The organism is Faecalitalea cylindroides (assembly GCF_028321995.1).
Taxonomy (GTDB): domain Bacteria; phylum Bacillota_I; class Bacilli_A; order Erysipelotrichales; family Erysipelotrichaceae; genus Faecalitalea; species Faecalitalea cylindroides.
On sequence record NZ_JAQLXG010000004.1, the window covers coordinates 98,633 to 123,772 of the forward strand.

The following is a 25,140-nucleotide window of genomic DNA, read 5'->3' on the forward strand; positions in this document are numbered from 1 at the left end:
TCTTATCCGTATGAATCGATATCTTGCTAACAAAAAGCTTTGTTAATGCACTAGATATATTGTAACATATTAAATTATTCCTGCAAGGAGAGCAGAATTTTCCAAATTATGAACCAATTTTTCTATTTTTATTGAAAATATGCAGGAATGGAATATGTTTAGATAAAGAAGTGTTTAAACAAGCATAACTATTAAAACAATATAGATGTATTTAAATGCTAGAATACAGCGTTCATAAAGGAGGTGTTGTTATTGAAGCAGTATTTCAGTATTCAAAAAGATTCGATCACATTTTTAAGATCACATCGCAAAGTAGCTTTAAAGGATATAGAAGATGTATCAATTGAAGTTTCTTCGCTCCCTACTTCTGTAGATGGAGTCATTTTCGGCACTGTTTTGGAAAACGAAGATCATTTATTCGCTAATGAATCTAAGTTTGTGGATATTTGTTTAAAGATAGATATCAAAAGTCAGGATCCCGAGATCATTGTTCTTAACGATAGACTGATGACAAAGAATAACCCATATTATCGTGAGATCATGAAAGAGGCAAAAGAGCTTCAAAAGAATATTTACTGTTGAGTTAAAGTTACATATAAAAGCAGGATGTTTCCTGCTTTTATACATGTTATAATTTTTTCACGAAAAGAGGATTTGAAGATGTGTAGTTATATAGATTTACATATGCATACCAAATACAGTGATGATGGCCAATTTGAACCAGCTAAATTGGTTGATATGTGTAAAGAAGCCGGTGTAAAAATCATGGCAATTGCTGATCATAATACAGTTAATGCGATTCCAGAAGCAATAAAACAAGCACAAAAAAATGGGATGAAGTGTATCCCAGCTATTGAAATTGATTGTACGTATAAAGATGTAAATTTACATGTATTGGGGTATGGAATTGATTATTTGGATCCTGTATTCAATCAGATTGGAAAAGATATTGAAGATCAGGAAATAGCATCCAGCTTGAAAAAGATCGAATTGACCAATGCGTTAGGCTTTGATGTGGCAAAAGATATGTTGGATACTGTCTCTTCCAACGGTGTTTATACTGGAGAAATGTTTGCCGAAGTCTTATTGAAAGATGAACGATATTTAAATCATAAATTGTTAAAACCATATCGTGAAGGAAAAGATCGTGGAGATAATCCGTATGTGAATTTTTATTGGGATTATTATTCACAGGGAAAGCCTTGTTATGTAGAGATTCAATACTTGTCCTTACAAGAAACGATTCAGATCATTAATGAACATGGTGGGATTGCCGTATTAGCGCATCCAGGAAATAATCTAAAAGGCAAGTTTGAATTATTTGATGAGATGGTCAAAGAAGGGATTCAAGGCGTAGAATGTTTCTCTAGTTATCATAGTGAAGAGGTTAACAAGTATTTCTATGAAAAAGCGAAAGAATATAATTTGTTGTATACATGTGGAAGTGATTTTCATGGAAAGACCAAACCTTCTATTTCCTTAGGACACAATGGCTGTAAACATCCTGAAGAAGTAGAAACTTTATTAAAGAAATATGAATTAATTTAAAAAAGAACGCAATTACAACGCGTTCTTTTAATGTGTCAGATCATCTAAGATCTCAGCTTTTCTTGTTCCAATCAATAAAGCTTGTTTATGGTTTTCATATACAGGAATTTCATGCTCACTTAAAAATAAAGCAGCATTGGAAGATAGGGAAAGGTTGGTGATGAAGATAACCATCTCTTGTCCTTTTGAGAAGGCATCTTCCATAAATTGAAGGGCATGGTTGATGGAATTGAGTGCCTTGGTTTCGGCTGTTTCTAAGATTTCTCTTTGTCTATCAAAAGGTTCTTTGGCAATATCGAAAGCCTCTAAACTTGAAAGTCCTGTGGGGATGTTTACTTTAGATAGTTGTTCAAGCAAATATCTTTGATGGTGAAGCTGATCTTTTGTCAAAATATCGGCTTTTTTGTTTTGTTCAAATAACACTAGCTTTTGATTTAATAAATCTTGATAGGAAATGGTATCTATGTTGTTTCGATATTCCTTTAAGAATGCATACCAGGTATCTGTATAGTATTTTTCCAAAGTATATTGATCGAACAATTTGAATAAGCCATCAAGAAGTAGATTGACAACAGAGACTCTTTCATCAAAGTCAGCCATAGCGAGTCTTTGATATGTTTTGGTGTTGACTTTTCCATCTAAGATATCCATGATTCCATAATTATCCTGATATTTTTTATATAACAGATAATAAGCTTCTACATCTTCGGCTACTTCTTCATGATGAAGGTATTGATAGATGGTTTCTTTGTTGATATCCAGATTTAATTTTTCATAGAGCGTAATTAAATGAGAGAGATCTTCCCATCCGCGGGCTGTTACAAATTCCATGCCATCAATGCTGGTTTCGATACGATAGAACTGGCTTGGCTTTAATTCTAGATAGCTCAGGATCATAGGATGAAGATGTTTTGAAAGGGCATATTCTTTCCAAATGTGATAGTTCGCTTCTACATTGATATAACGCACACGATCAAGTGTGACCATATCAAATTCACGAACAGACTTATTGTATTCAGGTGGGTTTCCCGCTGCGACGATGATCCACCCTTCAGGTACTTTTTGATTGCCAAAAGTTTTATTTTGAAGGAACTGTAACATAGTTGGAGCAAGTGTTTCAGAAACACAATTTATTTCATCTATGAATAAGATTCCTTCTTTTAATCCAGTCTCTTTCATTTTTTGATAGATGCTGGCGATGATTTCGCTCATTGTATATTCTGTAATGGAATAAGTTTTTCCTTCAAATTCTTCTTCTTTGATGTAAGGTAGGCCAACAGCACTTTGGCGAGTGTGGTGTGTAATGGTATAAGATACTAAGCCGATTTTACATTCCTTGGCAATCTGTGCCATGATCTGGGTTTTTCCTATACCAGGAGGACCAATTAATAATAATGGTCTTTGATTGATGTTTGTGATTTGGTATTCACCATAAGCATTCTTTGTCAGATACGCTTTTACGGTGTTTTTGATTTCTTCTTTTGCTTGTTGTATATTCATTGTCCTGCTCCTTTAAAATCTAATGGATCTAATCGTAGTGTAATGGCCCATGGTGGAATTGTTGTTGGATCATAATCATCTAAAAAGATAAAGGCACTTTTGTAAGATGGGCGCTTCTTTGGATAGATACCTTTTCCGTCTGTGAAATAGATCAACCCGCTTAAATGATTGATTTTCTTTTCCTCTATTAATTGATCGACATATTGAAAAGCACTTCGGAAGTCAGTGCTTCCACCACCCACCAAAGTAAATTGATTTAGTAATACTTCCATTTCATTTTGACTGTGGATCACATCCTCTTTGCGAACGGCATCATCGCATTGTAAGATGCGTATATAAGTTTTTCTAAAGAAACTGTCGCTTTCAGATAAGAGCGTGTATGTTTCCTTTAAAAAGTTTTTTACGAGTTCTCCATTTGTAGAATAGCTGGTATCGATCACGATAACAAGCTCACTGATCTTATGTACTTCTTTGGTTTCGGTTTCTTCAATTAATGGCATATTTTTATAAAGATGAAGCCCATATGTATAATAGGTGAGGTCAAATTCATCTGGATTGGCATGAAGTTCTTCTCTAGAAATTGTGAACTTCTTTAAAAAGTCTTTATAGCTTCGCTTTGTCTTTGAGGCTTGGATCTGTCTTGCCATCAATGAAGAACCTTCTTCTTCGTTATCTTTGCCTTTTTTTATTTGATCAAGCATAGTTTGACGAGCAATTTTCTGCCAGGAATCCTGTAAGGAATTATTGGACATATTAGCTTGACTGTCTTCTTTTTGCGGCCAATAGCGATGATCATCAGTGAAGAATTCATAAACCAATTCATGAATATTATCTTGTTCAAACAACCAGGAATAAATCGCAGGGGCACTGATGTATTGAACATCTTTTTCCAGTTTTTCGTATGTTTCTTTACGAATCAAACTTAGGATTCGCTTAGTGCATGGTTTGTTTAAATGGTCGATCGTATATTCTACCGCAATATCACAGGCTAAATTCCAGTGATTTTGTTCTTTATTCTGACGAATCCAGAGGTGTGAAAACATGCAGTGAAATAGAGAGTGAAGATAAGCTCGATCGATGTATTTTTGATTGTTTTTAAACAAGTGGATCATCTTGGAAGCTGAATAGAATAGGTTTCTTCCATCGGTTGCCATTGTTTCAATTTGCTCATCGTTTACTAAAGTAAGTGCGTTTAGAGCAATGGACATATAAGGCATATCAATGAAGAGTTCATTTTGAACAAATTCCAAGATTTGCGTAGCCATTTGAATTTCCCATTCCTGCTGGGTTTGTATATGTTTTTTCATTTAGAAGTCCTCAAAGTCATATTTTTGTTTTTTTGTGAAATACTTTTTCTTCCACGTAATCAAGGTCGTAGTGATTTCTACTTGATTTGTATTCGTAGAAAAAGTGATTAGATCATCCAAAATGGTTGATTCTAACCATCCTTGCAGCAGCATAAACTCTATTTTATCGAGTTTTTCTTGATTGTCCATTGATTTGAATTTTAAGATATATTCGCAAATATATGTTTGATTTTGAATGATGTAATCCTGATAAAAAGATGGATTTTTTTTGAGGCGATGCATCACAAAATGAGCAAGTGTATCTTTGTTTTCCTCTACGCAAAGTTTGGGAAATGTCGCATCATATTCTTCTAAAGAGACAAGACCATCTTTAAAACATTGGCGTAAACGAAAGCCTTCTCCGGATATATTTAAACTGAATATGTGTGCCGGTCCAATTTCGTCATAGATTTCATAATATTCAGGATAAAATAAAGTAGCGTCATTAAAACAAATATCAATATCCCAGGATATTTGCGTCAAGATCTGTTTAAGCATGGTTGGTTCGTTGATACTTGCATGAATATAAATTGTGCTAAGTTCATGACAATTGAGAAACATATCCGACCCAATTTGTTTCAGTTTATTGGAAAGATGAATTTCTTTTAGCTTTTTACAGTTATAGAAACAAAAGGAACCAAGTTTTGTGACTGTATCAGGAATATCGATATATTCAATATTCTCTTTATTTAATTCATAGAGGTTTTCGTCTGAATTGCAAATCAATGTATCTTCTAAATGATTGTTTCGTGTAGAGAAACAGTGGTCTGCTAATTCTGAAACAATTCTGCCATCGATCACTTTTGGAATTTGAATATATGGAACGTTGGAATAGATGCGATATAAGGCGATGGTTCCATCGTTTTTTATTTTGTAGCGATAAGAGTATTTGTTCATGAGTTTAATTATATCATAAAAAGAAAAAAACGCTTTTTAGCGTTTTTTAAGAATTATTGATTTAATGATCTTAAGAGATCTTCAACCTCTTCTTTTGTACAAAGATTTGGGGAGAAAGCACTGGCACTTCCAGCGCATATTCCTTTTAGTAAGGCTTTCTTGTAATCGCCATCTGAGTTTAAGTAACCGGAAATAAATCCTGCAACCATGGAATCTCCAGCTCCTACAGAATTCACAACAGTTCCTTTTGGAGCAGGGCTTTTATGTATGGTCTTTTGTTCATCAATAAAGACAGCGCCCTGGCCAGCCATAGAAATTAATACGTTTTGAGCACCCATTTCCTGTAGTTTTAGTGCGTAAGGAATTACTTCGTCCTGCGTGTTTAAAGTTACATCGAACAATTCCCCAAGTTCGTGGTTGTTTGGCTTGATTAAGAATGGTTTATATTTTAAAACGTTCATCATAAGATTTTTTGTTGCATCAACAATGATCTTAATATGTTTGTCTTGTAGATGCTGCATGATTCTTTCATAGATATCATCTGGTAAAGTACTTGGGATGCTTCCAGAGATTACAAGGATATCCTCTTTGGTCAATTTGTCTAGTTTTTCAAATAATTCTTGAATGTTTTCATCTGTTATTTTTGGTCCCATACCATTGATTTCAGTTTCATTATCCGATTTCATTTTTACATTGATACGAGATAGTCCGTTTTTAACTTGAATAAAGTCTGTCTGGCAACCGAAGTTATTCATGCGGTTTTCAATTTCTTTTCCTGTAAAGCCTGCCATAAAACCAAGGGCCGTACTATCATGTCCTAAATTGGAAAGAACGATAGAAACGTTGATTCCTTTTCCGCCGGGCAAAATATTTTCGTAGTATGTTTTGTTGATTTCGCCGGTTTGAAAGTGGTTAACGCGTATAATGTAGTCTAATGATGGATTAAATGTTACTGTGTATATCATTTTGCTTCCTCCTAAAATAGATGTGTTTTCTTTTTACACTCAAAGGGTATCATTATAATTGTTGAAAGTCAAATACAAATTGTTGAAATAACAGTTGACAAGGGGTAAATGTGTGCTAATATAGAATTGTAATTGTTGAAACAACAGAATAATAGAAAAGGAGATTGTTGAAATGAAAGCAAAAGCAGTAAGATTACATGGTGCAAACGATCTTAGGCTGGATGAATTTGAATTGCCAGAGATCAAAGATGATGAAATTCTTGTAAAAGTTGTATCGGATAGCGTTTGTATGTCAACCTACAAATGTGCTATTCTTGGTACGAAACACAAACGTGTTCATGAAGATGTAGCTGATCATCCAGCTATCATGGGACATGAAATGGCTGGAGATATTGTCAAAGTAGGGGCAAAACACCAGGACAAATTTAAACCAGGTATGAAATTTACTTTACAGCCTGCATTGAATTATAAAGGAACAATGTGGTCTCCTGGATATTCTTATGAATTTTTTGGTGGAGATACCACTTATTGCATCATTCCAGCAGAAGTAATGGAATTAGGATGTTTATTGGAATATAAAGGGAAAGCATATTATGAAGCAAGCTTAGCTGAACCTATGTCATGTAGTATTGGCGCGTTTAATGCCAATTATCATACAAAGATGGGTGTCTATACACATGAAATGGGAATCAAAGAAGGTGGAAAGCTTGCGATCTTAGCAGGTGCTGGTCCAATGGGATTAGGAGCTTTGACTTATGCTTTGCATCGTGATGTTCGTCCTGGTATGATCGTAGTAACAGATATCAATCAGGAACGCTTAGATCGAGCTGAACATTTATTCCCAGTAGAAGAAGCAAAAGCTGATGGTATTGAATTGCATTTTGTCAATACAGGAAACATGGAAGATCCAGCTGCTGAACTGATCAAGATTACAGGCGGAACTGGTTTTGATGACGTATTCTGTTATGCACCGGTAGCACAGGTTGTCGAATTATCAAGTGCTGTTCTTGGTAGAGATGGATGTTTGAATTTCTTTGCGGGACCAACTGACAACAAATTTAGTGCTAAGATGAATTTTTATGATGTTCATTATAACTCAACTCATGTTATGGGAACGACTGGTGGAAATACGGATGATATGATCGAATCTTTACGTTTAACAGCTGAAAACCGCATTAATCCAGCTGTTATGGTGACTCATATTGGTGGTTTGGATGCAGCTTGCCAGACGACTCTAAATCTGCCAAAGATCCCAGGAGGAAAGAAATTGATCTACACCCATTTAGAAATGCCTTTGATTGCATTGACAGATTTAAGAAGTCGTGCTGATGAAGACAGTCGTTATGGTGAACTTGCAGATATCGTAGATGCTCATAAAGGTTTATGGTGTCCAGAAGCTGAAGAGTATTTATTGAAAAATTTTATTAAAGAATAGTCGAATCAGCCTTGGCTTTGGCCTGGACTGATTCAGGCTGAAGTGGAGGAATGAGGAAGTATGGAACAAAGACGAAATGATATCGTATCTTTTGTCAATGAGAATGGCAGTGTGACTTTTGCCCAGATCAAAGAGCAATTTGCAGGCGTATCCGAGATGACTTTGCGTACAGATCTAAAGGTTCTAGATCAACAAAACCGAATCATTCGAATTCATGGTGGAGCAAAATCATTGGATCAAGTTACGAAAAATGATGATTTCTTAAAACAGCGTTATATACGAAATACCGAGGAAAAAAAGATCATTGCGCAAAAGGCACTGGATTTGGTGAAACCAGGACATACAATATTTATTGATTCTGGAAGTACGACAACAATGTTGAGCCATATTTTAAAAGATCAACCGAATACATTTGTCACAAGTGGGTTAACTTGTGCTATTGAGATGGCAAAATTGAAAAGTGCGAAAGTATCGTTGACAGGAGGAAACCTGAATAATCGTTCTTTAAGTGTAAATGGTTTTGAAGGATTGCGTTTGATTGAACGAGTGAATTTTGATGAAGCTTTTATTGGGGTAACTAATTTTAGCTATAAAACAGGGTTCACCTGTGAATCAGAAAGCGATGCCGAATTAAAAAAAACGGCTATACAAAAAGCCAACAAAGTTATAATATTAATGGATTCTTCAAAATATGAAAGAAAAGGTACATATACGATCTGTAATCTAGATGACGTTGCAGCAATCGTTTCGGATGATAAACTTCCTCAAGAATTTATAAAGAAATGTGAAGAATTGGGGATCATAGTCTATTAGTCATAATCTTCTATTTTCCTCTAAATTCTAGAGAGGAAATAATAATAATGAAAACTGCACTTCAGAAGTTTGGTAAATTCCTTTCTGCGATGGTCATGCCTAATATTGGAGCTTTCATCGCATGGGGATTTATAACAGCTATATTTATTGCGGATGGATGGTGGCCAAATGAACAATTGGCTTCCATTCAGCCTTATATGTTGACTTATTTATTACCTATCTTGATTGCGGCAACAGGTGGTAGAATGATTGCCAAAGATCGTGGTATGGTCATGGGTGCTATCGCAATTGTTGGATGTATTGCTGGTGTTGGCGGAACGGAAGGTCAGCCTATGTTGATGGCTGCAATGATCATGGGACCGTTTGCCGGATGGGTTATTAAAAAATTTGATCAGATGATGGAAGGTCATATGCCTGCAGGTTTTGAGATGTTGATCAATAACTTCTCTGTTGGTATCTTGGGCATGATTCTTGCGATCATTGGTTATTATTTCATCGGTCCTGTTATGACAGGTATCTTGTCTGTATTATCTGCTGGTGTTGCATTATTGATTAATAATAGTTTATTGCCTTTGGTTGCGATTTTTGTCGAGCCGGCAAAAGTATTATTCTTAAACAATGCGATCAATCATGGAATCTTTACACCAATTGGTGTGGAACAAGCTGTTGAAGCAGGAAAATCAATTATGTATATGTTGGAATCCAATCCAGGGCCAGGACTAGGAGTCTTGTTGGCTTATTGGCTGTTCTCAGCTGATAAAACAACAAAAGATTCAGCACCGGGCGCCATTATCATTCATTTTTTGGGTGGTATCCATGAAATCTACTTCCCATATATCTTGATGAATCCAGTTGTGATCATAGCGCCAATTTTAGGAAATATTTGTGCGATTACTTTCTATACACTATTTAACTGTGGTTTAAAAGGGCCTGCAAGTCCAGGTTCAATCATTGCCTATCTTTCTATGGCGCCAAAAGGTGAGACCTTGATGGTCTTGTTGGGTGTTTTGATTGCGGCAGGTGTATCGTTCTTAGTTGCCAGCCCAATCATTAAACTATCCAACGCTAAGGGAACAAGTCTTGAAGCTGCCAAAGATCAGATGCAGACAATGAAAGCTCAGTCAAAGGGACAAAAGAGCATTCTTACAGCTAAGAAAATCGTCTTTGCGTGTGATGCAGGTATGGGTTCCAGTGCAATGGGAGCTACGAAATTTAGAAATCGTTTAAAAGCAGTTAGACCTGATATCGTTGTTACAAATACATCTGTCGATAATATCCCTAGTGATTGCGATATAGCAGTTGTTCAAACTGTGTTGGCTGACCGTGCAAGAGAATGTGCACCAAATGCAGTGTTGATCACTATAGGAAACTTCTTAGCGGATCCGGCCTTGGATGATCTGTTCTTCCAGTTATCAACAGGGGATCCATTGATGACAGAAGCAGTTAATGAAGAAACAGAAACACAAACAAGCATTGATCCAAATATTCTTGTTCCAGAAGGAATTATATTGAATCAAAAGTCTGTGACCAAAGAAGAAGCTATAACGGCGGCTGGTCAATTATTGACAGATCTAGGTTATGTAGATAAAGAATATATTCCATTGATGTTAGAACGAGAAAAGATCGTTACAACATATATAGGTATGGGTCTTGCGATTCCTCATGGAACTACACATGATGAAGGTATTATTCATAAAACAGGTATTGTATTGATCCAATATCCTGAAGGTATTGATTTTGGTGATGAAAAAGCTCAGCTTGTGATCGGAATTGCCGGTAAAGGTGGAGAACATATGGAAATCTTATCTAAGATTTGTACAGCACTTGAAGATGAAACAATCTTAGAAAAGATGAAAACAACAGACGATAAAGAATGGATCATGAAACAATTATCTTAAAAAAGAGGACTGTTATCGCAAATTAGATAACAGTCTTTTCTAATGTTTTGACAAGATTTATATATGTTTCTTCAATTTCTTTACATTCATGTACATCTAAATCAGGGGTTGAATAAAATTGAGGTAAGGGTAGATTTTCATCGCCGGGCATTAAATATTTTAGCTCAATTTGTAACATGGCATCATCGATATCTTTCCATTGTTTGATTTCTGCTTCGTTTAAATCGTCTACATGATATTTTTGTAAGATCACGTTCATGATCATGGATTCAATTTCTAAATAATTGGTCAAGTGTACTTTAACAGGACGAATGATATCCGAAATATAGGCTTCACTGGCATCGTGTAGTAAGGCGGCCAAAACAACTCGATTAGAGTAATTTCTAGCTTTAGCTTCTTTTGCACAATTGATGCAGTGCTGTCCAACTGAATAAAATTGTTTTAAATGTCCGCCGCCTCGACACAATAAAGAAAGAGCATGTGCTATGTCAACGATATCAACATCTTCTACAGTTATTTTCATAGGATCAAATTGTCTTTTTGTATATGTATTCATTTCTGGCATATTTATATTGTAAGAGATGTTGTGGTAAATGAAAATAGTAAAATATTTCATATGCTATCACTAGTAGAATTTATTATAATTAAAGTGAAAAAAGAAATTAGTGATCAGAATGTCATTGATATTAAAAATTTTAATCTTTTCGATCTGTGTTTTTATTTATATAAAGTATTTTGATTACTTGAATAGAAGAGAAGATAAATATTTAAAAACAAAGCACATGATAGCTCGTATTATATTAGTCTTTTTTTCCTTCTATATACTATTTTTGGCAAACAGTTGGCAAGATGTATTGTGGTATGGGTTTGGGTTGGTATCTCTTACTTTAATAGTAATGATAGTATACTTATTTATGAAATGGTATACAAATCAATATCAATAAGTAAATAATAGAAACAGGTGATGAAGGATGTTGGCGTTAAGAATTATAACTTTGAGTGTTTGTTTTTATATAGGATATCGCTATATAAAAGATTTAAATATGAAACAAGACAAGAATAGAGATTTTAAAGTTGGTATAGTTGTTCTTTTGATGGGAGCAGTATGTTACTTGTTATTTATAACAGATGAATTACGAGAAACAATATTTTATTGTTCAGGTATTCTTCTGTTTATTGTGGTTTATTTGTGCATTATTTGGTATCGAAATAAAAAATGATTGATGTAAAAGATAAACAATAGAAAAATCACTTTAATAAAGAGTGAAGAACTTTAGTAAGGGTGTTAAAAAAACACCCTTTTGTGTTATTCTATCTAAGGTGATTAAAATGAAATTACATGAAATAAACTTTCGAGAGATTGATCAACAAATTGTACGAATCCAAGGTAATGAGGTTTTAAAACAGCTTCATTCTATGAATTTGGATGTGCAAGGTTTAACAGCTGGTATGTTTTACTGTTATATTGATCATGAAAAAGGACTTACGTTTGAATTGCTGGCTTTAGAATTAGAAAACGGAAACTTTCTTATTGCCCCTAAAGAATATAGTTATAAGCTAAGATGTCGTCCATTATTAGATGAAGAAATAATGATTTTAAAAGATGTAAATACAGAAGTGTTTAAAGAAAAAATCGAAGCAATTAATGAAACATATAAAGTAAGTGAAGATATTTTAAAAACACGCTATATTAAAGAAATAGATGATTCAAGACATAGTGAATATCCAGATGATGTTCGAGTATTTTTATTAAAAAAAGATAAAGATCCTGAAGCTTGCTGGGTAAGGATCACTGGAACAAATGGAAGAAAGCTAACAGGAAAAATCTTAACAAAGACGATGCAGGATTTTGATTTAGAGCTTGAGGAAATTATTGAGTTTGGTACTATGACCATGGAAGATAATTCAATATCCTGTGTATGTATTTTATAAAAAATTTTAGATTTTAGCACTCTTGTGTTGACTTTGCTAAAATATAGGATATAATATAAGTGTAATCAAGGTAAGGTATCTTGATTGAAGAAGTATTTCATGAACAACGGCTGCAAATGAATTACAACCGCTAGTTTAGATGGAGGCGATGTATATGAAATTCTTCCCTAGAACTTATGATTTATTTGATGATGTATTTGATGACATGTTTAACACACCATTCTTTACAGGTCGTAACAATGGCTTGATGAGAACAGACATCACAGAAAAAGATGATCATTACTTGTTGGATGTTGAATTGCCAGGATGTAAAAAAGAAGATATTCAAATTGGCTTAAGAGATGGTTATCTGAATATCAGTGCATCTCGTAATTCAAACAAAGAAGAAAAAGATGACAAAGGCAATTTGATTCGTCAGGAACGTTACAGTGGTAGCTTCTCACGTAGTTTCTATGTTGGTGAGAATGTTGAAGAAAAAGATATCAAAGCAAGTTATGACAATGGTGAATTAAAGATCACATTCCCTAAGGAAAAAGAAAAATTGCCTGAGAACAAGACAATTATGATTGAGTAATTCACATGTAGGACCGAGTGATGCGGCCCTTTTACTTTGAATGAAAAAAGGTAGACGTTATGTCTACCTTAACTGTAATTACATTAATTTTCTAAATAGATCTTTTAGATCTTCAATGCTGGCATCTTTAGGGTTGCCTGGAGCACATGCATCTTCATAAGCGGATTTAGCTAAGAAATCAAGATCTTCTTCTTTTAGTGCTTCAAGTTTAGTAGGGATACCTACATCAACAGAAAGTTGTTGAACGGCATCTACTGCAGCTTTACGATATTCTTCCTGTGTCATAGAATCTACATTTTTAACACCCATTGCTCTGGCAATTTCACGATATTTTTCCCCAGTGCAGTCTGCATTGTATTCCATAACGATTGGTAACATCATAGCACATGCAACTCCATGAGGAGTATCATAAACAGCACCTAGAGTATGTGCCATAGAGTGAGCAATACCTAAACCAACATTAGAGAATCCCATACCGGCAATGTATTGACCTAAAGCCATACCTTCACGACCTTCTTTTTCATTAGCAACAGCCCCGCGTAAAGAACGGCTAATGATTTCGATAGCTTTTAGATGGAACATATCTGTCATTTCCCAAGCTGCTTTTGTTGTATACCCTTCGATTGCATGAGTTAAGGCATCCATGCCTGTAGAAGCAGTTAATCCTTTTGGCATAGATGACATCATATCTGGATCAACAACTGCAATGATTGGCATGTCATGAGGGTCAACGCAAACGAATTTACGTTTTCTTTCAACATCTGTAATTACATAGTTGATCGTTACTTCTGCTGCAGTTCCTGCTGTTGTAGGTACGGCAATAATAGGTACACATGGTTTTGTTGTTGGAGCTGTTCCTTCTAAAGAGCGAACATCTTCAAATTCAGGATTGGCAATGATGATACCAATTGCTTTTGCGGTATCCATTGAAGATCCACCCCCAATCGCAATAATGTAGTCTGCTTGAGCAGCTTTAAATGATTCAACACCATGCTTTACATTTTCAATAGTTGGATTAGCTTTGATATCGGAATAAATTTCATATTCTAAACCAGCATTGTCTAATACTTTTGTAACTTTTCCTGTTACACCAAATTTAATCAGATCAGGATCAGAACAAACAAAAGCTTTTTTGAACGCTCTTGCCTTTGCTTCTGTGGCAATTTCCTGAATTGCGCCACTGCCATGATAAGATGTTTCGTTTAACATAATTCTATTAGCCATTTAGTATTCCTCCTTTATGTAAACGTTTTCCAATCTTATTTTAACAGTCTTGATACTCTTTTATAAGTGACAGAATCAGCGATTTGTCACTTTATATTAAGTGTAATTCGACAAAGGTTTTCTTTACAACTTCAGGCATTGAATCTGTTAGAAGTTTGGCCATAGTTTGGCAGGATTCTTTTGTACCATCTAACAACCATTTTACTGTCATATAGACAGATCCTTGACAGTACATTTCTAGTTGAAACATCAATTCTTCGGATAGATTATCTCCCATTTTTTCTTTGATCTTGTTTGTATAAAAAGCTAAAATCAGTTCAAAATCATGTTTTCTTAAGTTGTTTTGATCATCGTTTTTAAATGCAGCAGTAAAGAATAGTTTTTCTTTTTGGATAAAAGTCAATTTATTAATCAAGGCTTCATAGATGGTCTTACCAGTACCCATATGTTCAAAAGATTCATTCAAAATTTTTTCAAAATACCAATTGACTAAATCTTGTTTATCTTGAAAATGGCGGTAGTACGTTTGCCTTGATATTCCGCAGGTGTCCGTAATATCTTTTACAGTTATTTTTTCCAATGGAGCTTTTTTCATACATATTTTTAAAGCTTCTGCCAACAGGTATTTTGTGTCCATGATTTATTTCTCCTTTTTGTCTTTATTATGATAAGGAAAAAAAGTGAAAATTAAAATAGATTTAATAGTTTTTTTGTATGATGAATAATTTCATAATAAGGGTATAAATATAACAGGGTAAATGGTAAAATTAGATAAGAAAAAATAAATATGGAGGGTTAAAGATGGAACAATATAAACAGGAATTTATCGATTTCATGTTGGAAAGTAAAGTTTTAAAATTTGGTGACTTTACTTTGAAATCAGGAAGAAAAAGCCCATTCTTTATGAATGCGGGTGGATATGTTACAGGAAATCAGCTAAAAAGATTAGGTGAATATTACGCAAAGGCAATCGTAGATAATTATGGTTTAGACTTTGATGTATTGTTTGGACCAGCTTATAAAGGAATTCCTTTGGCTGTTGCGACAACAATTGCTTTAGATAACCTTTATGGCAAAGAAGTCCGTTACTGTTCAGATCGTAAAGAAGTAAAAGATCATGGAGCTGATATGGGCGGTTTATTAGGAACAAAACTTCAGGATGGTGATCGTGTAATTATGATCGAAGATGTTACGACATCTGGAAAATCTATGGAAGAAACAGTTCCTAAAGTAAGAAATGCAGCTAATGTGGAAATCAAGGGATTGATTGTTTCCTTAAATCGTAACGAAAAAGGAAAAGGGAATAAAACTGCATTAAAAGAAATTGCAGAATTATATGGTTTTCCAACAGCGGCAATTGTTTCAATGCCTGAAGTTGTTGAGTATCTTGAATCAAAAGATGCATTGGATGCAGAATTAAAAGAGCGTATTGATGCGTATTATGCGGAATATGGAGCTACAGAATAAAGTGGAATTTTCCACTTTTTTCTTTTACATATAATAAAAACAGCATTACTGGATGCTGCTTGATATTTGATTGATAAGAGGCTTGTCATGAATAAAGGCATGAACGTTTTGTCTTGCGATATCTAAGAATATTTCTTTTGCCTTTGCAAGCTGAAATGTACCGGATACATGTGGTGTGATGATTACATTTGGATCTAACCACAAAGAAGAGCCTGGATCTAAAGGTTCATTTTCAATAACATCTAATACCATACCTTGAATGATCTTTTCATGCATTACTTTTTCCAAAGTGTGTCTTCTAACTAGATCACCGCGTCCTACATTACAAAACAGGGCGCTTTTTTTCATAAGATGAAAATGTTCTTCGTTTAAAAGATATCGTGTATCTTTTGTGCTTGGTAGAGTACAGACTATAATATCGGCTCGAGGCAATACTTTGTTTAATGAATCAATCGTATAAACTTCATCAACGATATCACAATCTTTTTTAGATTTGCGTATACCAATTGTATAAGCTCCAAGAGCCTTAGCTTTCTTAGCAAATGTCGATCCTAAATCGCCTAAGCCAAGGATCAATATACATGAACCGGAAATAGATTGAATCGTATCATCAAATCGATTCCACTTTCTTTGATCTTGGCTATGCATATGAGCTTTCATATGTCTTAGACTCATCAAGATCGTACATATTAGATATTCACTGATTCCTAACCCAAAGCTTTTAGATGCATTACATACAGGACAAGCGAACTTATTTTCGTATTGTTCATAGCCGGCGCTTTCTAATTGAATGAATTTGGGATGGATGTCATAAACTTTAGGATTTCCTATGATAATGTCTGCCTTATATATGTCATCGATCCATTCAATCTCTTGAAATGAGGCTTTTTCCTCTTTGTTTAAATCAGCACAGGCAAACGCTGTTATTATTTGGCCCATGTTATTTTCTTGTCTTTGATTGATGCGATTGAAGCTAATGCGCAGAAGTCATATCCTGCATCAACAATGTATTTGTGTCCTTTTTGGAAGGCTTTTTCAATTACGATCCCAACACCGGAAATATTGGCACCACATTCTTTAATTAGATTTTCTGCAGCTTTAAATGCTTCTCCGTTTGCCAAAAAGTCATCGATGAATAATACATTGTCTTCTTCAGATAGATATTGTCTTTCCATGCAGATTGGATAGTATTTGTTCTTTGTGAAAGAGAATACCTGACAGCTGACTGGATCTTGCATCGTGCTTGGTTGTGCTTTTTTGATAAATACCATTGGTACGCCAAATCGGCATGCTGTCGCAAAACTTGGGGCTACACCACTGGATTCAATCGTAACAATTTTTGTGATTTTTTTATCTTTGAAGTGTTCGTAGAATTCATCGGCCATTTCCATGACTAATGGACAGTCGATCTGGTGATTCAAGAAAGAATCTACTTTTAATACTTCATCACTGATAATCAATCCTTTTTGTTCAATTGCATCTTTAAGACTTTTCATTTTCCTCTTTCTCCTTTTCTTTTATATACACAATGGTTTGTCCGATACGGTGATTCTTAATTTCTCGAACATTAATGATCATTGTATCTAAATCAATTTCTAGTTGTGTTCCATCGTCAGGAATTCTACCTAACTGGGATAGGGCATAGCCACTGAATGTTTCATATTCATCAATTGGTAATTCAATATTCAGTGCTTCCTGGACTTCTTCAAGATCGGCAGATCCTAAGATATACCATTGATTGTCATCAATTCTTTGAATTTCCACAGGTGGAATTTCATCATCCACTTCGTTCATCTCACCTAATAAAGTTTCAATGATATCGTGAAGGGTAATGATACCGGTCATACCACCATATTCATCTAGAACAATCGCAAAATATGTCTTACGATTTTTCATTTCATGGAAACATGTGTCGGCTTTTGTGTTTTCAGCCACAAAGAATGGCTTGTCTACGGCTTTGTTTATGATGATATCCTGGTTGAGTTCTCCATCAATTCTAAAGTAATCTCGAGTGTCTAGTACTCCGATAATGTCATCATCGTCTTTACCACAGATTGGATAGAAAGTGTGTCGATTATCGTGGATGATCTGTTTCCATTCATCAATGGATTGGTCTAAATCTAATGTAATGACTTTAGAACGGTGTGTGCAGATTTCTTCAACGCTTGTATCATCTAATTCAAAAACATTTTCAATGAATTCTTTTTGTGGTTGTTCAATTTCACTTCCTGTATTGATCAATTCACGAATATCTTCTTCAGACACAGTTTCGTCTTCAATTTCTGTTTCAAAACTAAATAGCCAGGATATCCATGAAAATAAAGTAGAAATAAAACCGGCAAGTTTTGTCAAGAAACCAATCTTTTCAGTATTTTTGTTTGCGAAGCGTCTAGGTATCTTATAGGCAAAGATAAAATATACTAGGCTATATGCCACCATGAGCAATACGGCGATCCATATATTGGATGATTGAATATTAAACGAGGTATAGCTCCAAACGATAATGCCTAAAGAGGACAATCCATATAATGAATAAGATAGCCATTGAAGGGTAGAAAGAGTCTTTGTATCACTCTTTTTATCTTGATCAAACAAGGCCATCATCATAGATAAAAAAACGCATATAAAAAACAGGACAATACTTACTGCTAACATAATATCACTCCTGCTTGATTAAAATATCGGGGACAAGAATCATCAGTCTTCATCGAATCAACAACTCCTTTTTATTAGATAAATAATACACGTTTTATACTATCTTTTCAAACCGAATTCAAGGAATAAAAGTGTAAAGTATACTTAAGGTTTCCTAAGCCTAGGAAAGAATGTTAAAAATGTCTTGTTTTATAAGCGATATAATGGAATCATAAGAAAGGTGGCTATATATATTATGACTGAAAAAACACTTAAAATAATGAAGGAATTAACGCAGATCGTTGGGATTTCTGGCGATGAAAAAGAAGTCTCAAAAGCTTTGGCTGTGCACTATAAGGGACTGTGCGATGAAGTGATTTATGATAATCTAGGCTCTATTTTTGCGGTAAAAAAATGTGGTAAAGAAAACGCTAAAAGAGTAATGGTATGTGCTCACATGGATGAAGTTGGATTTATGATCACAGAAATTCATGATAATGGTTTATTGTCATTCATTAAGATTGGTGATATTGCCGATGGGGCAATGTATGGTTCAAGAGTTACTTTGAAACCTCGTGAAGGAAAAGAATTAACAGGTGCAATCGTTGCCGATGGGGATACACTTGAAAAAGGTGAAGGCAAAAAGATGAAGATTGATCTAGGTTGTGCTTCAAAAAAAGAAGTGGAAGATCTAGGTGTGTTTGTTGGAGATAGTGCTGTAATTAGCGGAGATTTCGTACAGGTACAAAATCGTGTATTTGCCAAAGCATGGGATAATCGTTTTGGGTGTGCATTGACAGTTGAACTTTTAGAGGCTTTAAAAGATGTAGAATTAGACTATGATCTATATATTGGTGCCAGTGTCATGGAAGAGGTTGGAATTCGTGGTGGAACCAGTGCTACCGGTTTGATTCATCCAGATATGGGCATCGTCTTAGATTGCTCAGCTGCAAATGATTATGCAGGAAAAGAAGAGGAAGTAGGAAAACTAGGAAAAGGAGTTCTAGTTCGTTACTATGATAAAGGTATGATGCCAAATCGTGGCTTATTGGATGAACTGGTACGTGTTTGTAAAGAAAATAATATTGATTATCAGTATTTCTATAATATGGAACAAACAGATGCAGCTTGGATCCATAAATTATTTAGTGGATGTCCAACATTAAGTGTATGTATTTGTGCACGAGGAATTCATACAGCTAGTACAATGATTGATTTACATGATTATGACTGCGCAAAAGAAGCTGCCTATAAAGTGTTGAGCAAATTAAACGAAGAAAAGATCGAAGCATTTAAGGCTAGCAATCGATAAGAGGGCATCATTATGAGTAGAGAACCAATTGGAGATATTAATTTAGAAATGCTGAAGGAATTCAGCGAAGCACATGGAATCAGCGGCAATGAAAAAGAAGTAAGCCGTGTCATGAAAAAATGGATCGAACCATATGCCGATGAAATCACATACGATAATTTGGGTTCGTTGGTTGCCCTTCAAAAAGGGGACAAAGACGGTGTAAAAGTTATGATTGCAGGACACATGGATGAAGTTGGTTTCATGGTTTGCGATATAGATAAAGATGGTTATATTAAAATGCTTCCTGTTGGAGGATGGTGGGGACATGTTCTTCCAAGCCAAACTTTAGTAGTAACGACAAGAGAAGGAAAACGTTATCAAGGTGTTGTTGGATCTAGTGCACCACATGGTCTTCCAAAAGATGTCAAAGAAAAAGTAATACATCCAACAAAACTATTCCTGGATATGGGTGTTGAATCTCGTGAGGAAATTTATGAATTAGGTATACAGATTGGCGATATGATCACACCGGACACAAAGTTTACCGTTATGAATAACCCAAATTATCTAATGGGAAAAGCATGGGATGATCGCTTATGTGCTGCTATGGTCGTTGATGTGATGCGATTATTGCATAAGGAGAAACATTCAGCTAACTTGTATGGTGTTGGTACTGTACAGGAAGAAGTTGGCCTTCGTGGGGCTAGAACCGCTGCCAATATGTTGCATCCAGATGTTGCGATTGCCTTGGATGTAACAACAAGTATGGATACTCCAATGGATAAAGGAGTAAATGGAATTGGAAAAGGTGTTGTCCTTAGTGTTATGGATGCAGGTATTATAGCGAACAAGAATTTCTTACATGAAATGGAAAAGATTTGTAAAGATCTTGATTTAGATATCAATTATGACATGATGACTGTTGGTGGAACGGATTCCGATAATATTCATAAAGCTCATGACGGGGTTGTAACGATGACGTTATCAATTCCAACTCGTTATATGCATTCTCATCGTTTGATCATTCATCGTAAAGACTATTGGCAGACAGTTTTATTGATGGCCGAATTTGTTCGTCGAGTTGACAGGGATTTATTGAATAAATTAAAAGATTTTTAATTATGCTTTTCTTCTATATTTATAATTAGTTTATACGATAATCTGCGAATTATAATTGTTAGAAAATGTTATATTTACCAAATTGAATATATTTTAAGTTGTCTAATTCATCTATTTGATGATTTAGACAACTTTTTTTCAATTCTTTTAAATATTTTTGGCATGTATTAAAAGGCACATATTTAGAAGATATGGAATTCATTGATTATGATGATATTGAGACTGTAAAAGCTGGTGTACAGGAAGCTGGTATGATCATGGGTGGAGATTATTTGTTTAAATTTTATCTAGTGATTTTTACCAAAGATGATAGAGCTGTACGATTGGATTCGGATTTATTTTTTAACGGGCAACACTTCTTAATGACGTTACGAATTTTACATGAAAAAGCACCTAAATGAATCGATCCAAAACATTTGGCTCAATTACTGGAAATGCCAAATGAAAAGGCATATAACATACTGAATCAATATTATTGGAACAAGCGTCCTTGGCATAACACATCTTTGTATAAGAAATTATCAAGAAAATGAATCAAAGGAGAAACATCATGAAAGAATATTTAAAGCATAATATTTTGAATGTAGAAATTCAAAGAGAAGATGAAAAACAACTTCATGTTCCACCTCTTCTTTATGGCGCCTATAACAACGCATTAAATGGGACATTGATTTATTCAGAAGAGGGATTGACTATTCATTTTAAAGAAGAGAATGTAAAAGTAGGTTATGAAGAATTAGACTATGTTGAATTATCGTTCATATTTAAACGAACCAGTTATCGAGGATTGCCAGAGAATGCTTGTTATATTGATGTGTATTTGAAATGTAAAGATCAAAGAAGTTATGAGTTTTGTACTTTAAGCCATAAAATTGAAGATGGATTTTATAGCTTTATGCGAACGCACGGAAAGGAAGTCGCAGACAAGTACGGCTTGATGTATCCAAAAATTGATAACACGCGAACGAAGTAAAAAAGCCCAGAAACTGGGCTTTTAAGATTCAGATTGTGCTTTCTTTAAAAGAAATAAGATTAATATGAATGAGATAGAGAAAATAATCAATAAAGGGATGAATGTAAAGAAATTTATGTCTAGTTGGCATAATAAGGTGTATCCCCATGTAGCTGGAAATATCTTACCTATAGTTTCAAGTAAATCTGGAAGAAGAGATGCCGGAAACATAATTCCAGATAACATAATAGAAGGCAGGAAAACAATTTGGCTAAACATGGTGAGTTTTGCTTGATTTTTTATCGCAAGACCTAATACGCAAGAAATGGATAAAGATACAATAATAAATAGTGCGAGTGTGGAAAAATAAAGTGGGGTATTTTCTGGTGTCGAAGCATGGAAAATAATTGGTGCTGCAATAAAAATTATAAAACTCATGATCATGAGATGGATAAAGGCTGAGATCACAATAGTAAATATTCCAAAATAAAGTGGAACATTATTTGCACTATACATTTTTTTGATGTTTGTACTATAAATTTCAACCATAGAAGGAGGAACTCCTATAAGAGCTCCCATGGAAACACCCATAATTGTCATAGATTGGATTAGTGTTTGGGTTGCATCTGGCATAAGTGAGGTAAAGATTCCTGACATGATCATGAAAAATAAAAGTGGGACAAGATAACATGTTACTAATAGAGTTTTGCTGCGAATATCTAATTTAAATTGTAAACCAATTCCATAAAGAATAGCTTTCATGATCTAACCTCCTTGGAGAGCTCAATAAAGTGATCTTCTAATGTGCCTCGATTGATTTTGATATCGAGAATAGGTTTATTTTTGAGTTTATATTGTTCAAGGATAGTGGATAAAGTATCAATGATATCTGAAGTAAAATATTCTTTCTCTTCATTTTCATCAATGATTTTTATTGAATATTTTTTGTTCACCTTTTTAGCTAATTGCTCTGTAGTTCCTACAAAGATAATCTTGCCTTGATTCAGAATGGCGATACGTGTACATAAAGATTCAACTTCAGCCATATCATGACTAGAAAGAAGAATGGTCGTTCCTTTTTGGCTGAGCTTTTTGATTTCTTGATGAAGGGCTTGTTTAGCTTCAACATCTAATTCTGTTGTAGGTTCATCTAAAATTAAAATGTCTGGGTCTCCTATTAAAGCCAGAGCTAGATGGAGTTTTCTTTTTTGACCAGCAGATAATTGATAATACATTTTTTTGTTTATTTCGGTAATATTTAGTGCAGTAAATAGAGAAGGATCTAAATTCTTGTTTTTCCATTTGGAAAATAATTGAATTGCTTCATCAACGCGCATATAGGAAGGCAAGGATGCAGATTGAAGTTGAATTCCTATATTCCCTGAGATTTTGATGTTTCCTGAATGATAATGACGAAATCCTTCTATGCACTCTAACAATGTAGTTTTCCCAGCTCCATTGATACCTAAAATGCCAAAGATTTCTCCTTTCTCAATGCTTAAGTCAACACCTTTAAGTACTTCATGATTTCCATAGTTTTTCTTTAGATTGGATAGTGTTATAACTTGAGACATATTTATTGCTCCTTAAATGGATCTACACCGGCATTCTGAAAATAGATTTCTAATGCAGGTTGTATATAGTCATTGGCGATTCTCTGTTTTTTTGTCCATTCATTTTGTTCGTCCAATTGATCATTAAATTTCATTAGTTCTGGTAACAGGCTCATATCACCATTTGTGAATTCCATGACAATATTCCAAAATTTTTGTGCTGCTTTTTGAGCTTCTATATCATCAGGGGCCACATTGTTGTTTTTAAGAATCAATATTTCTTCAATTAATTGATTGAAACGATGTATGAAACTTAAACCAGTATCCTTGTTAAAACGATGTCGAATATGGTCAAGAGTCGAATCATCAAAATGCTTGATAAGCCAATAATATTGATTGTTCATTTGTAGGTTAACGATTATATCGGCGTATTTCTTGAAATCGACTTGTTGCATTTGAAGAACTTCTTCTTTTAATAATTCGATTTCCTGTAAAGATTTAGATAATTGTTGTATTTGTTCTTGGATCGTTAAAGATTGCTTACTTAAAATGGCAGCAATTTCTTCGGGTGTATCTAATGGCATTAGTTTGTTTTTGATTTCTTCCAATGAAAAACCAAGAGATTTTAAAGATTGAATTTGATGCAATTTAATCATATCTTTATGTGTATATAATCGTCTTCCGCCTTCACTTTGGCTAGAAGGGCAAAGTAATTTTTCTTTGTCATAATATTGAAGTGTTCTTACAGTTGTGTGCATCTTTTTAGCTAGTTCACCAACACTCATATAACTTTTATTATGCATGGTTAAATACCTCCTGACTTAATTATAATTTATGACGTTGCGTCACAAGCAAGAAAAAATATAAAAGAAGTTGACATAATGCAAAAGTTAGTCTATACTAACCATAAAGTTAGATTAAACTAACTAAGGAGGTATGAATAATATGAAATATGCATATGCTTCAAGAACAGGCAATGTAGAATCCATTGTGAATGCTCTTGGATTAGACGCCACAGTTATTGAAAGTGGCAGTGAAACGATGGATGATGATTTTATTTTGTTTACATATACAGATGGCTTTGGAGATGTTCCCATGGAAGTAGAATCATTCTTGATGACAAATGGAACAAAATTAAAAGGTGTTATTGTCTCTGGTGATCTTGGATATGGAGATGCTTATTGTAAAGCAGGTGACAAGATCAGCGAAGAATATGGAGTAGATTGCTTATATAAAGTAGAAAATGCAGGAACAGAAGAGGATATTGCGGAAATAAGTAAGATTTTAGGCAATGTCTAAAGAACAAAAATTATTTGAAGAATACCTTGCGTATCATTGTGCGCCGGCATTAAAGAAATATAAATTAGCAAATATGTTTCATATTCCACGCACTGCGATACCTTGTGTAGATAGTTTGATTCGTGAGTATAACGAAAAATTTGCGGATAAGCATTTGACTTTTCGGATCCTGCAGGCAGATAAACCTCGTATAACAATTTATTTGTATTCATTTGAAATTCTCGAAAATGTATTACTAGATCCAGAAATTAGAACCTTCCTAGAACAATACGATTATCCTATACACTCTCTTTCTGCCTGTCTGGATCATTTAGATAAGCGAATGGAAGAAACAGATTTTCCTCACGAAATCGGTATTTTCTTAGGATATCCTTTAAGCGATGTCCTGGGTTTTATAAACAATGAAACATGCTGCTGCATAGGAGCATGGAAAGTATATAGTCCTAAAAAGGCTGAATATTTTAAATCATTGTTTAAACTCTTTGATCATGTTCGTGACCAGTTTATCTATGCAATAGAAAACGGTGTACGAATCGAACAGCTCGTTTAAAACTTTTTCCTTTTTAACTTAACTATACCTAACCTAACTAAACTTAATGATCAAAGAAAGATGAGAGGGTCTAACAGTTGAGTAGTTTTTGAACTACTTTGGACTATTAGTCCCTTTTTATATGTGTATGAACCCCTAAA

General features: G+C 34.4%; 28 protein-coding genes. 15 read left to right on the top strand and 13 right to left on the bottom strand.

From position 1 onward, the window contains the following. The first annotated feature begins 252 nt into the window (after window positions 1–252). Window positions 253–582 (top strand): hypothetical protein, encoded by a 330-nt coding sequence (locus PND65_RS03850; RefSeq protein ID WP_022356413.1) that lies wholly within the window; start codon window positions 253–255, stop codon window positions 580–582. Window positions 583–660: 78 nt separating this feature from the next. Continuing rightward, window positions 661–1,548 (top strand): PHP domain-containing protein, encoded by an 888-nt coding sequence (locus PND65_RS03855; RefSeq protein ID WP_271990636.1) that lies wholly within the window; start codon window positions 661–663, stop codon window positions 1,546–1,548. A gap of 27 nt (window positions 1,549–1,575) precedes the next feature. On the opposite strand, the gene PND65_RS03860 is transcribed toward PND65_RS03855, so the two are convergent. The 4 genes from PND65_RS03860 to pfkB are packed head-to-tail and all read right to left on the bottom strand — an operon-like array spanning window position 1,576 to window position 6,256. Next, window positions 1,576–3,048: an ATP-binding protein gene (locus PND65_RS03860; RefSeq protein ID WP_271990638.1), complete on the bottom strand. Its 1,473-nt coding sequence runs from the start codon at window positions 3,046–3,048 to the stop codon at window positions 1,576–1,578. Next, entirely contained in the window at window positions 3,045–4,355 is a 1,311-nt protein-coding gene (locus tag PND65_RS03865; protein WP_271990641.1) for a vWA domain-containing protein, read from the bottom strand. The genes PND65_RS03860 and PND65_RS03865 overlap by 4 nt, the downstream gene beginning before the upstream one ends. Continuing rightward, complete coding sequence (locus tag PND65_RS03870; protein ID WP_035402688.1) at window positions 4,356–5,291, bottom strand: leucine-rich repeat domain-containing protein; 936 nt, start codon at window positions 5,289–5,291, stop codon at window positions 4,356–4,358. A 53-nt stretch (window positions 5,292–5,344) separates the two neighbouring features. Beyond that, window positions 5,345–6,256 carry a 1-phosphofructokinase gene (gene pfkB / locus PND65_RS03875; RefSeq protein ID WP_271990644.1) on the bottom strand — a complete coding sequence of 304 codons (912 nt, stop codon included), beginning with the start codon at window positions 6,254–6,256 and terminating at the stop codon, window positions 5,345–5,347. A 172-nt stretch (window positions 6,257–6,428) separates the two neighbouring features. On the opposite strand from pfkB, the gene PND65_RS03880 reads away from it, so the two are divergent. Genes PND65_RS03880 through PND65_RS03890 form a run of 3 tightly spaced genes read left to right on the top strand, consistent with a single transcriptional unit; the run spans window position 6,429 to window position 10,402 of the window. Further along, window positions 6,429–7,691: a zinc-binding dehydrogenase gene (locus tag PND65_RS03880; protein WP_015536380.1), complete on the top strand. Its 1,263-nt coding sequence runs from the start codon at window positions 6,429–6,431 to the stop codon at window positions 7,689–7,691. Window positions 7,692–7,751: 60 nt separating this feature from the next. Continuing rightward, on the top strand, window positions 7,752–8,504 hold the full coding sequence (locus PND65_RS03885) for a DeoR/GlpR family DNA-binding transcription regulator (protein WP_271990646.1): 753 nt from the start codon (window positions 7,752–7,754) through the stop codon (window positions 8,502–8,504). Between the two features lie 47 nt (window positions 8,505–8,551). Further along, window positions 8,552–10,402 (top strand): PTS mannitol transporter subunit IICBA, encoded by a 1,851-nt coding sequence (locus PND65_RS03890; RefSeq protein WP_035402682.1) that lies wholly within the window; start codon window positions 8,552–8,554, stop codon window positions 10,400–10,402. Window positions 10,403–10,424: 22 nt separating this feature from the next. Here PND65_RS03890 and PND65_RS03895 read toward each other — a convergent pair whose 3' ends face one another. Further along, window positions 10,425–11,018, bottom strand: a complete 594-nt coding sequence (locus PND65_RS03895) for a phosphohydrolase (protein WP_271990649.1) — start codon at window positions 11,016–11,018, stop codon at window positions 10,425–10,427. A gap of 355 nt (window positions 11,019–11,373) precedes the next feature. Here PND65_RS03895 and PND65_RS03900 point away from each other — a divergent pair, with 355 nt between their 5' ends. The 3 genes from PND65_RS03900 (at window position 11,374) to PND65_RS03910 (ending at window position 12,908) form a co-directional block, all read left to right on the top strand. Further along, window positions 11,374–11,622 carry a hypothetical protein gene (locus tag PND65_RS03900; protein ID WP_087320151.1) on the top strand — a complete coding sequence of 83 codons (249 nt, stop codon included), beginning with the start codon at window positions 11,374–11,376 and terminating at the stop codon, window positions 11,620–11,622. Window positions 11,623–11,731: 109 nt separating this feature from the next. After that, window positions 11,732–12,334, top strand: coding sequence for a hypothetical protein (locus PND65_RS03905; protein WP_271990650.1), 603 nt, complete (start codon window positions 11,732–11,734; stop codon window positions 12,332–12,334). Window positions 12,335–12,488: 154 nt separating this feature from the next. After that, window positions 12,489–12,908 carry an Hsp20/alpha crystallin family protein gene (locus PND65_RS03910; protein WP_022355382.1) on the top strand — a complete coding sequence of 140 codons (420 nt, stop codon included), beginning with the start codon at window positions 12,489–12,491 and terminating at the stop codon, window positions 12,906–12,908. Between the two features lie 78 nt (window positions 12,909–12,986). Here PND65_RS03910 and fucO read toward each other — a convergent pair whose 3' ends face one another. Beyond that, entirely contained in the window at window positions 12,987–14,132 is a 1,146-nt protein-coding gene (gene fucO, locus PND65_RS03915; RefSeq protein WP_271990653.1) for a lactaldehyde reductase, read from the bottom strand. 91 nt (window positions 14,133–14,223) lie between these two features. Next, on the bottom strand, window positions 14,224–14,769 hold the full coding sequence (locus tag PND65_RS03920) for a TetR/AcrR family transcriptional regulator C-terminal domain-containing protein (RefSeq protein ID WP_015536375.1): 546 nt from the start codon (window positions 14,767–14,769) through the stop codon (window positions 14,224–14,226). Between the two features lie 164 nt (window positions 14,770–14,933). On the opposite strand from PND65_RS03920, the gene pyrE reads away from it, so the two are divergent. Beyond that, window positions 14,934–15,599, top strand: coding sequence for an orotate phosphoribosyltransferase (gene pyrE, locus PND65_RS03925; protein WP_015536374.1), 666 nt, complete (start codon window positions 14,934–14,936; stop codon window positions 15,597–15,599). A gap of 45 nt (window positions 15,600–15,644) precedes the next feature. On the opposite strand, the gene PND65_RS03930 is transcribed toward pyrE, so the two are convergent. From PND65_RS03930 to PND65_RS03940, 3 genes are read right to left on the bottom strand one after another with little or no spacing between them, the layout of a single operon-like run. After that, window positions 15,645–16,538: a D-2-hydroxyacid dehydrogenase gene (locus tag PND65_RS03930; protein ID WP_271990656.1), complete on the bottom strand. Its 894-nt coding sequence runs from the start codon at window positions 16,536–16,538 to the stop codon at window positions 15,645–15,647. Continuing rightward, window positions 16,526–17,095, bottom strand: a complete 570-nt coding sequence (locus PND65_RS03935; protein WP_022355384.1) for a xanthine phosphoribosyltransferase — start codon at window positions 17,093–17,095, stop codon at window positions 16,526–16,528. The genes PND65_RS03930 and PND65_RS03935 overlap by 13 nt, the downstream gene beginning before the upstream one ends. Further along, on the bottom strand, window positions 17,082–18,254 hold the full coding sequence (locus PND65_RS03940) for a hemolysin family protein (RefSeq protein ID WP_195295158.1): 1,173 nt from the start codon (window positions 18,252–18,254) through the stop codon (window positions 17,082–17,084). The genes PND65_RS03935 and PND65_RS03940 overlap by 14 nt, the downstream gene beginning before the upstream one ends. Window positions 18,255–18,489: 235 nt before the next feature. On the opposite strand from PND65_RS03940, the gene PND65_RS03945 reads away from it, so the two are divergent. The 4 genes from PND65_RS03945 to PND65_RS03960 all read left to right on the top strand — a co-directional run bounded on the left by PND65_RS03945 (window position 18,490) and on the right by PND65_RS03960 (window position 21,619). Beyond that, window positions 18,490–19,545 (top strand): M42 family metallopeptidase, encoded by a 1,056-nt coding sequence (locus PND65_RS03945; RefSeq protein ID WP_271990659.1) that lies wholly within the window; start codon window positions 18,490–18,492, stop codon window positions 19,543–19,545. Window positions 19,546–19,557: 12 nt separating this feature from the next. Next, window positions 19,558–20,646 carry a M42 family metallopeptidase gene (locus PND65_RS03950; protein WP_271990661.1) on the top strand — a complete coding sequence of 363 codons (1,089 nt, stop codon included), beginning with the start codon at window positions 19,558–19,560 and terminating at the stop codon, window positions 20,644–20,646. Between the two features lie 191 nt (window positions 20,647–20,837). Further along, window positions 20,838–21,047 (top strand): hypothetical protein, encoded by a 210-nt coding sequence (locus PND65_RS03955; protein ID WP_022355388.1) that lies wholly within the window; start codon window positions 20,838–20,840, stop codon window positions 21,045–21,047. Window positions 21,048–21,196: 149 nt separating this feature from the next. Continuing rightward, the gene (locus PND65_RS03960) at window positions 21,197–21,619 is read left to right on the top strand and encodes a hypothetical protein (RefSeq protein WP_271990663.1); all 423 of its coding nucleotides are present in this window, start codon (window positions 21,197–21,199) and stop codon (window positions 21,617–21,619) included. Between the two features lie 21 nt (window positions 21,620–21,640). Here the strand turns inward: PND65_RS03960 and PND65_RS03965 are convergent, their stop codons facing one another. From PND65_RS03965 to PND65_RS03975, 3 genes are read right to left on the bottom strand one after another with little or no spacing between them, the layout of a single operon-like run. Then, a complete protein-coding gene (locus PND65_RS03965) occupies window positions 21,641–22,360 on the bottom strand; it encodes an ABC transporter permease (RefSeq protein ID WP_204712871.1) in 720 nt (239 codons plus the stop codon). Continuing rightward, window positions 22,357–23,172, bottom strand: a complete 816-nt coding sequence (locus PND65_RS03970) for an ABC transporter ATP-binding protein (protein ID WP_271990665.1) — start codon at window positions 23,170–23,172, stop codon at window positions 22,357–22,359. Before PND65_RS03970 ends, PND65_RS03965 begins: the two co-directional genes overlap by 4 nt. Window positions 23,173–23,174: 2 nt before the next feature. Then, window positions 23,175–23,954 (bottom strand): MerR family transcriptional regulator, encoded by a 780-nt coding sequence (locus tag PND65_RS03975; protein ID WP_271990666.1) that lies wholly within the window; start codon window positions 23,952–23,954, stop codon window positions 23,175–23,177. A 142-nt stretch (window positions 23,955–24,096) separates the two neighbouring features. Between PND65_RS03975 and nrdI the strand changes: the two genes are divergently transcribed. Both nrdI and PND65_RS03985 read left to right on the top strand, forming a co-directional pair. Further along, entirely contained in the window at window positions 24,097–24,450 is a 354-nt protein-coding gene (nrdI, locus tag PND65_RS03980; protein ID WP_015536364.1) for a class Ib ribonucleoside-diphosphate reductase assembly flavoprotein NrdI, read from the top strand. Beyond that, window positions 24,443–25,000 (top strand): DUF3793 family protein, encoded by a 558-nt coding sequence (locus tag PND65_RS03985; protein ID WP_271990669.1) that lies wholly within the window; start codon window positions 24,443–24,445, stop codon window positions 24,998–25,000. The genes nrdI and PND65_RS03985 overlap by 8 nt, the downstream gene beginning before the upstream one ends. Window positions 25,001–25,140 lie beyond the last annotated feature (140 nt).

Bases quoted from the DNA above. Each gene is read 5' to 3' on its own strand.
- PND65_RS03945 (WP_271990659.1), top strand. From the start codon at position 18,490: ATGACTGAAAAAACACTTAAAATAATGAAGGAATTAACGCAGATCGTT.
- PND65_RS03855 (WP_271990636.1), top strand. From the start codon at position 661: ATGTGTAGTTATATAGATTTACATATGCATACCAAATACAGTGATGAT.
- PND65_RS03960 (WP_271990663.1), top strand. From the start codon at position 21,197: ATGAAAGAATATTTAAAGCATAATATTTTGAATGTAGAAATTCAAAGA.
- PND65_RS03935 (WP_022355384.1), bottom strand. From the start codon at position 17,095: ATGAAAAGTCTTAAAGATGCAATTGAACAAAAAGGATTGATTATCAGT.
- pyrE (WP_015536374.1), top strand. From the start codon at position 14,934: ATGGAACAATATAAACAGGAATTTATCGATTTCATGTTGGAAAGTAAA.
- PND65_RS03905 (WP_271990650.1), top strand. From the start codon at position 11,732: ATGAAATTACATGAAATAAACTTTCGAGAGATTGATCAACAAATTGTA.
- PND65_RS03965 (WP_204712871.1), bottom strand. From the start codon at position 22,360: ATGAAAGCTATTCTTTATGGAATTGGTTTACAATTTAAATTAGATATT.
- PND65_RS03950 (WP_271990661.1), top strand. From the start codon at position 19,558: ATGAGTAGAGAACCAATTGGAGATATTAATTTAGAAATGCTGAAGGAA.
- PND65_RS03870 (WP_035402688.1), bottom strand. From the start codon at position 5,291: ATGAACAAATACTCTTATCGCTACAAAATAAAAAACGATGGAACCATC.
- PND65_RS03955 (WP_022355388.1), top strand. From the start codon at position 20,838: ATGGAATTCATTGATTATGATGATATTGAGACTGTAAAAGCTGGTGTA.
- PND65_RS03975 (WP_271990666.1), bottom strand. From the start codon at position 23,954: ATGCATAATAAAAGTTATATGAGTGTTGGTGAACTAGCTAAAAAGATG.
- fucO (WP_271990653.1), bottom strand. From the start codon at position 14,132: ATGGCTAATAGAATTATGTTAAACGAAACATCTTATCATGGCAGTGGC.
- pfkB (WP_271990644.1), bottom strand. From the start codon at position 6,256: ATGATATACACAGTAACATTTAATCCATCATTAGACTACATTATACGC.
- PND65_RS03885 (WP_271990646.1), top strand. From the start codon at position 7,752: ATGGAACAAAGACGAAATGATATCGTATCTTTTGTCAATGAGAATGGC.
- PND65_RS03865 (WP_271990641.1), bottom strand. From the start codon at position 4,355: ATGAAAAAACATATACAAACCCAGCAGGAATGGGAAATTCAAATGGCT.
- PND65_RS03860 (WP_271990638.1), bottom strand. From the start codon at position 3,048: ATGAATATACAACAAGCAAAAGAAGAAATCAAAAACACCGTAAAAGCG.
- PND65_RS03920 (WP_015536375.1), bottom strand. From the start codon at position 14,769: ATGGACACAAAATACCTGTTGGCAGAAGCTTTAAAAATATGTATGAAA.
- PND65_RS03895 (WP_271990649.1), bottom strand. From the start codon at position 11,018: ATGAAATATTTTACTATTTTCATTTACCACAACATCTCTTACAATATA.
- PND65_RS03900 (WP_087320151.1), top strand. From the start codon at position 11,374: ATGTTGGCGTTAAGAATTATAACTTTGAGTGTTTGTTTTTATATAGGA.
- PND65_RS03940 (WP_195295158.1), bottom strand. From the start codon at position 18,254: ATGTTAGCAGTAAGTATTGTCCTGTTTTTTATATGCGTTTTTTTATCT.
- PND65_RS03970 (WP_271990665.1), bottom strand. From the start codon at position 23,172: ATGTCTCAAGTTATAACACTATCCAATCTAAAGAAAAACTATGGAAAT.
- PND65_RS03930 (WP_271990656.1), bottom strand. From the start codon at position 16,538: ATGGGCCAAATAATAACAGCGTTTGCCTGTGCTGATTTAAACAAAGAG.
- PND65_RS03890 (WP_035402682.1), top strand. From the start codon at position 8,552: ATGAAAACTGCACTTCAGAAGTTTGGTAAATTCCTTTCTGCGATGGTC.
- nrdI (WP_015536364.1), top strand. From the start codon at position 24,097: ATGAAATATGCATATGCTTCAAGAACAGGCAATGTAGAATCCATTGTG.
- PND65_RS03910 (WP_022355382.1), top strand. From the start codon at position 12,489: ATGAAATTCTTCCCTAGAACTTATGATTTATTTGATGATGTATTTGAT.
- PND65_RS03985 (WP_271990669.1), top strand. From the start codon at position 24,443: ATGTCTAAAGAACAAAAATTATTTGAAGAATACCTTGCGTATCATTGT.
- PND65_RS03880 (WP_015536380.1), top strand. From the start codon at position 6,429: ATGAAAGCAAAAGCAGTAAGATTACATGGTGCAAACGATCTTAGGCTG.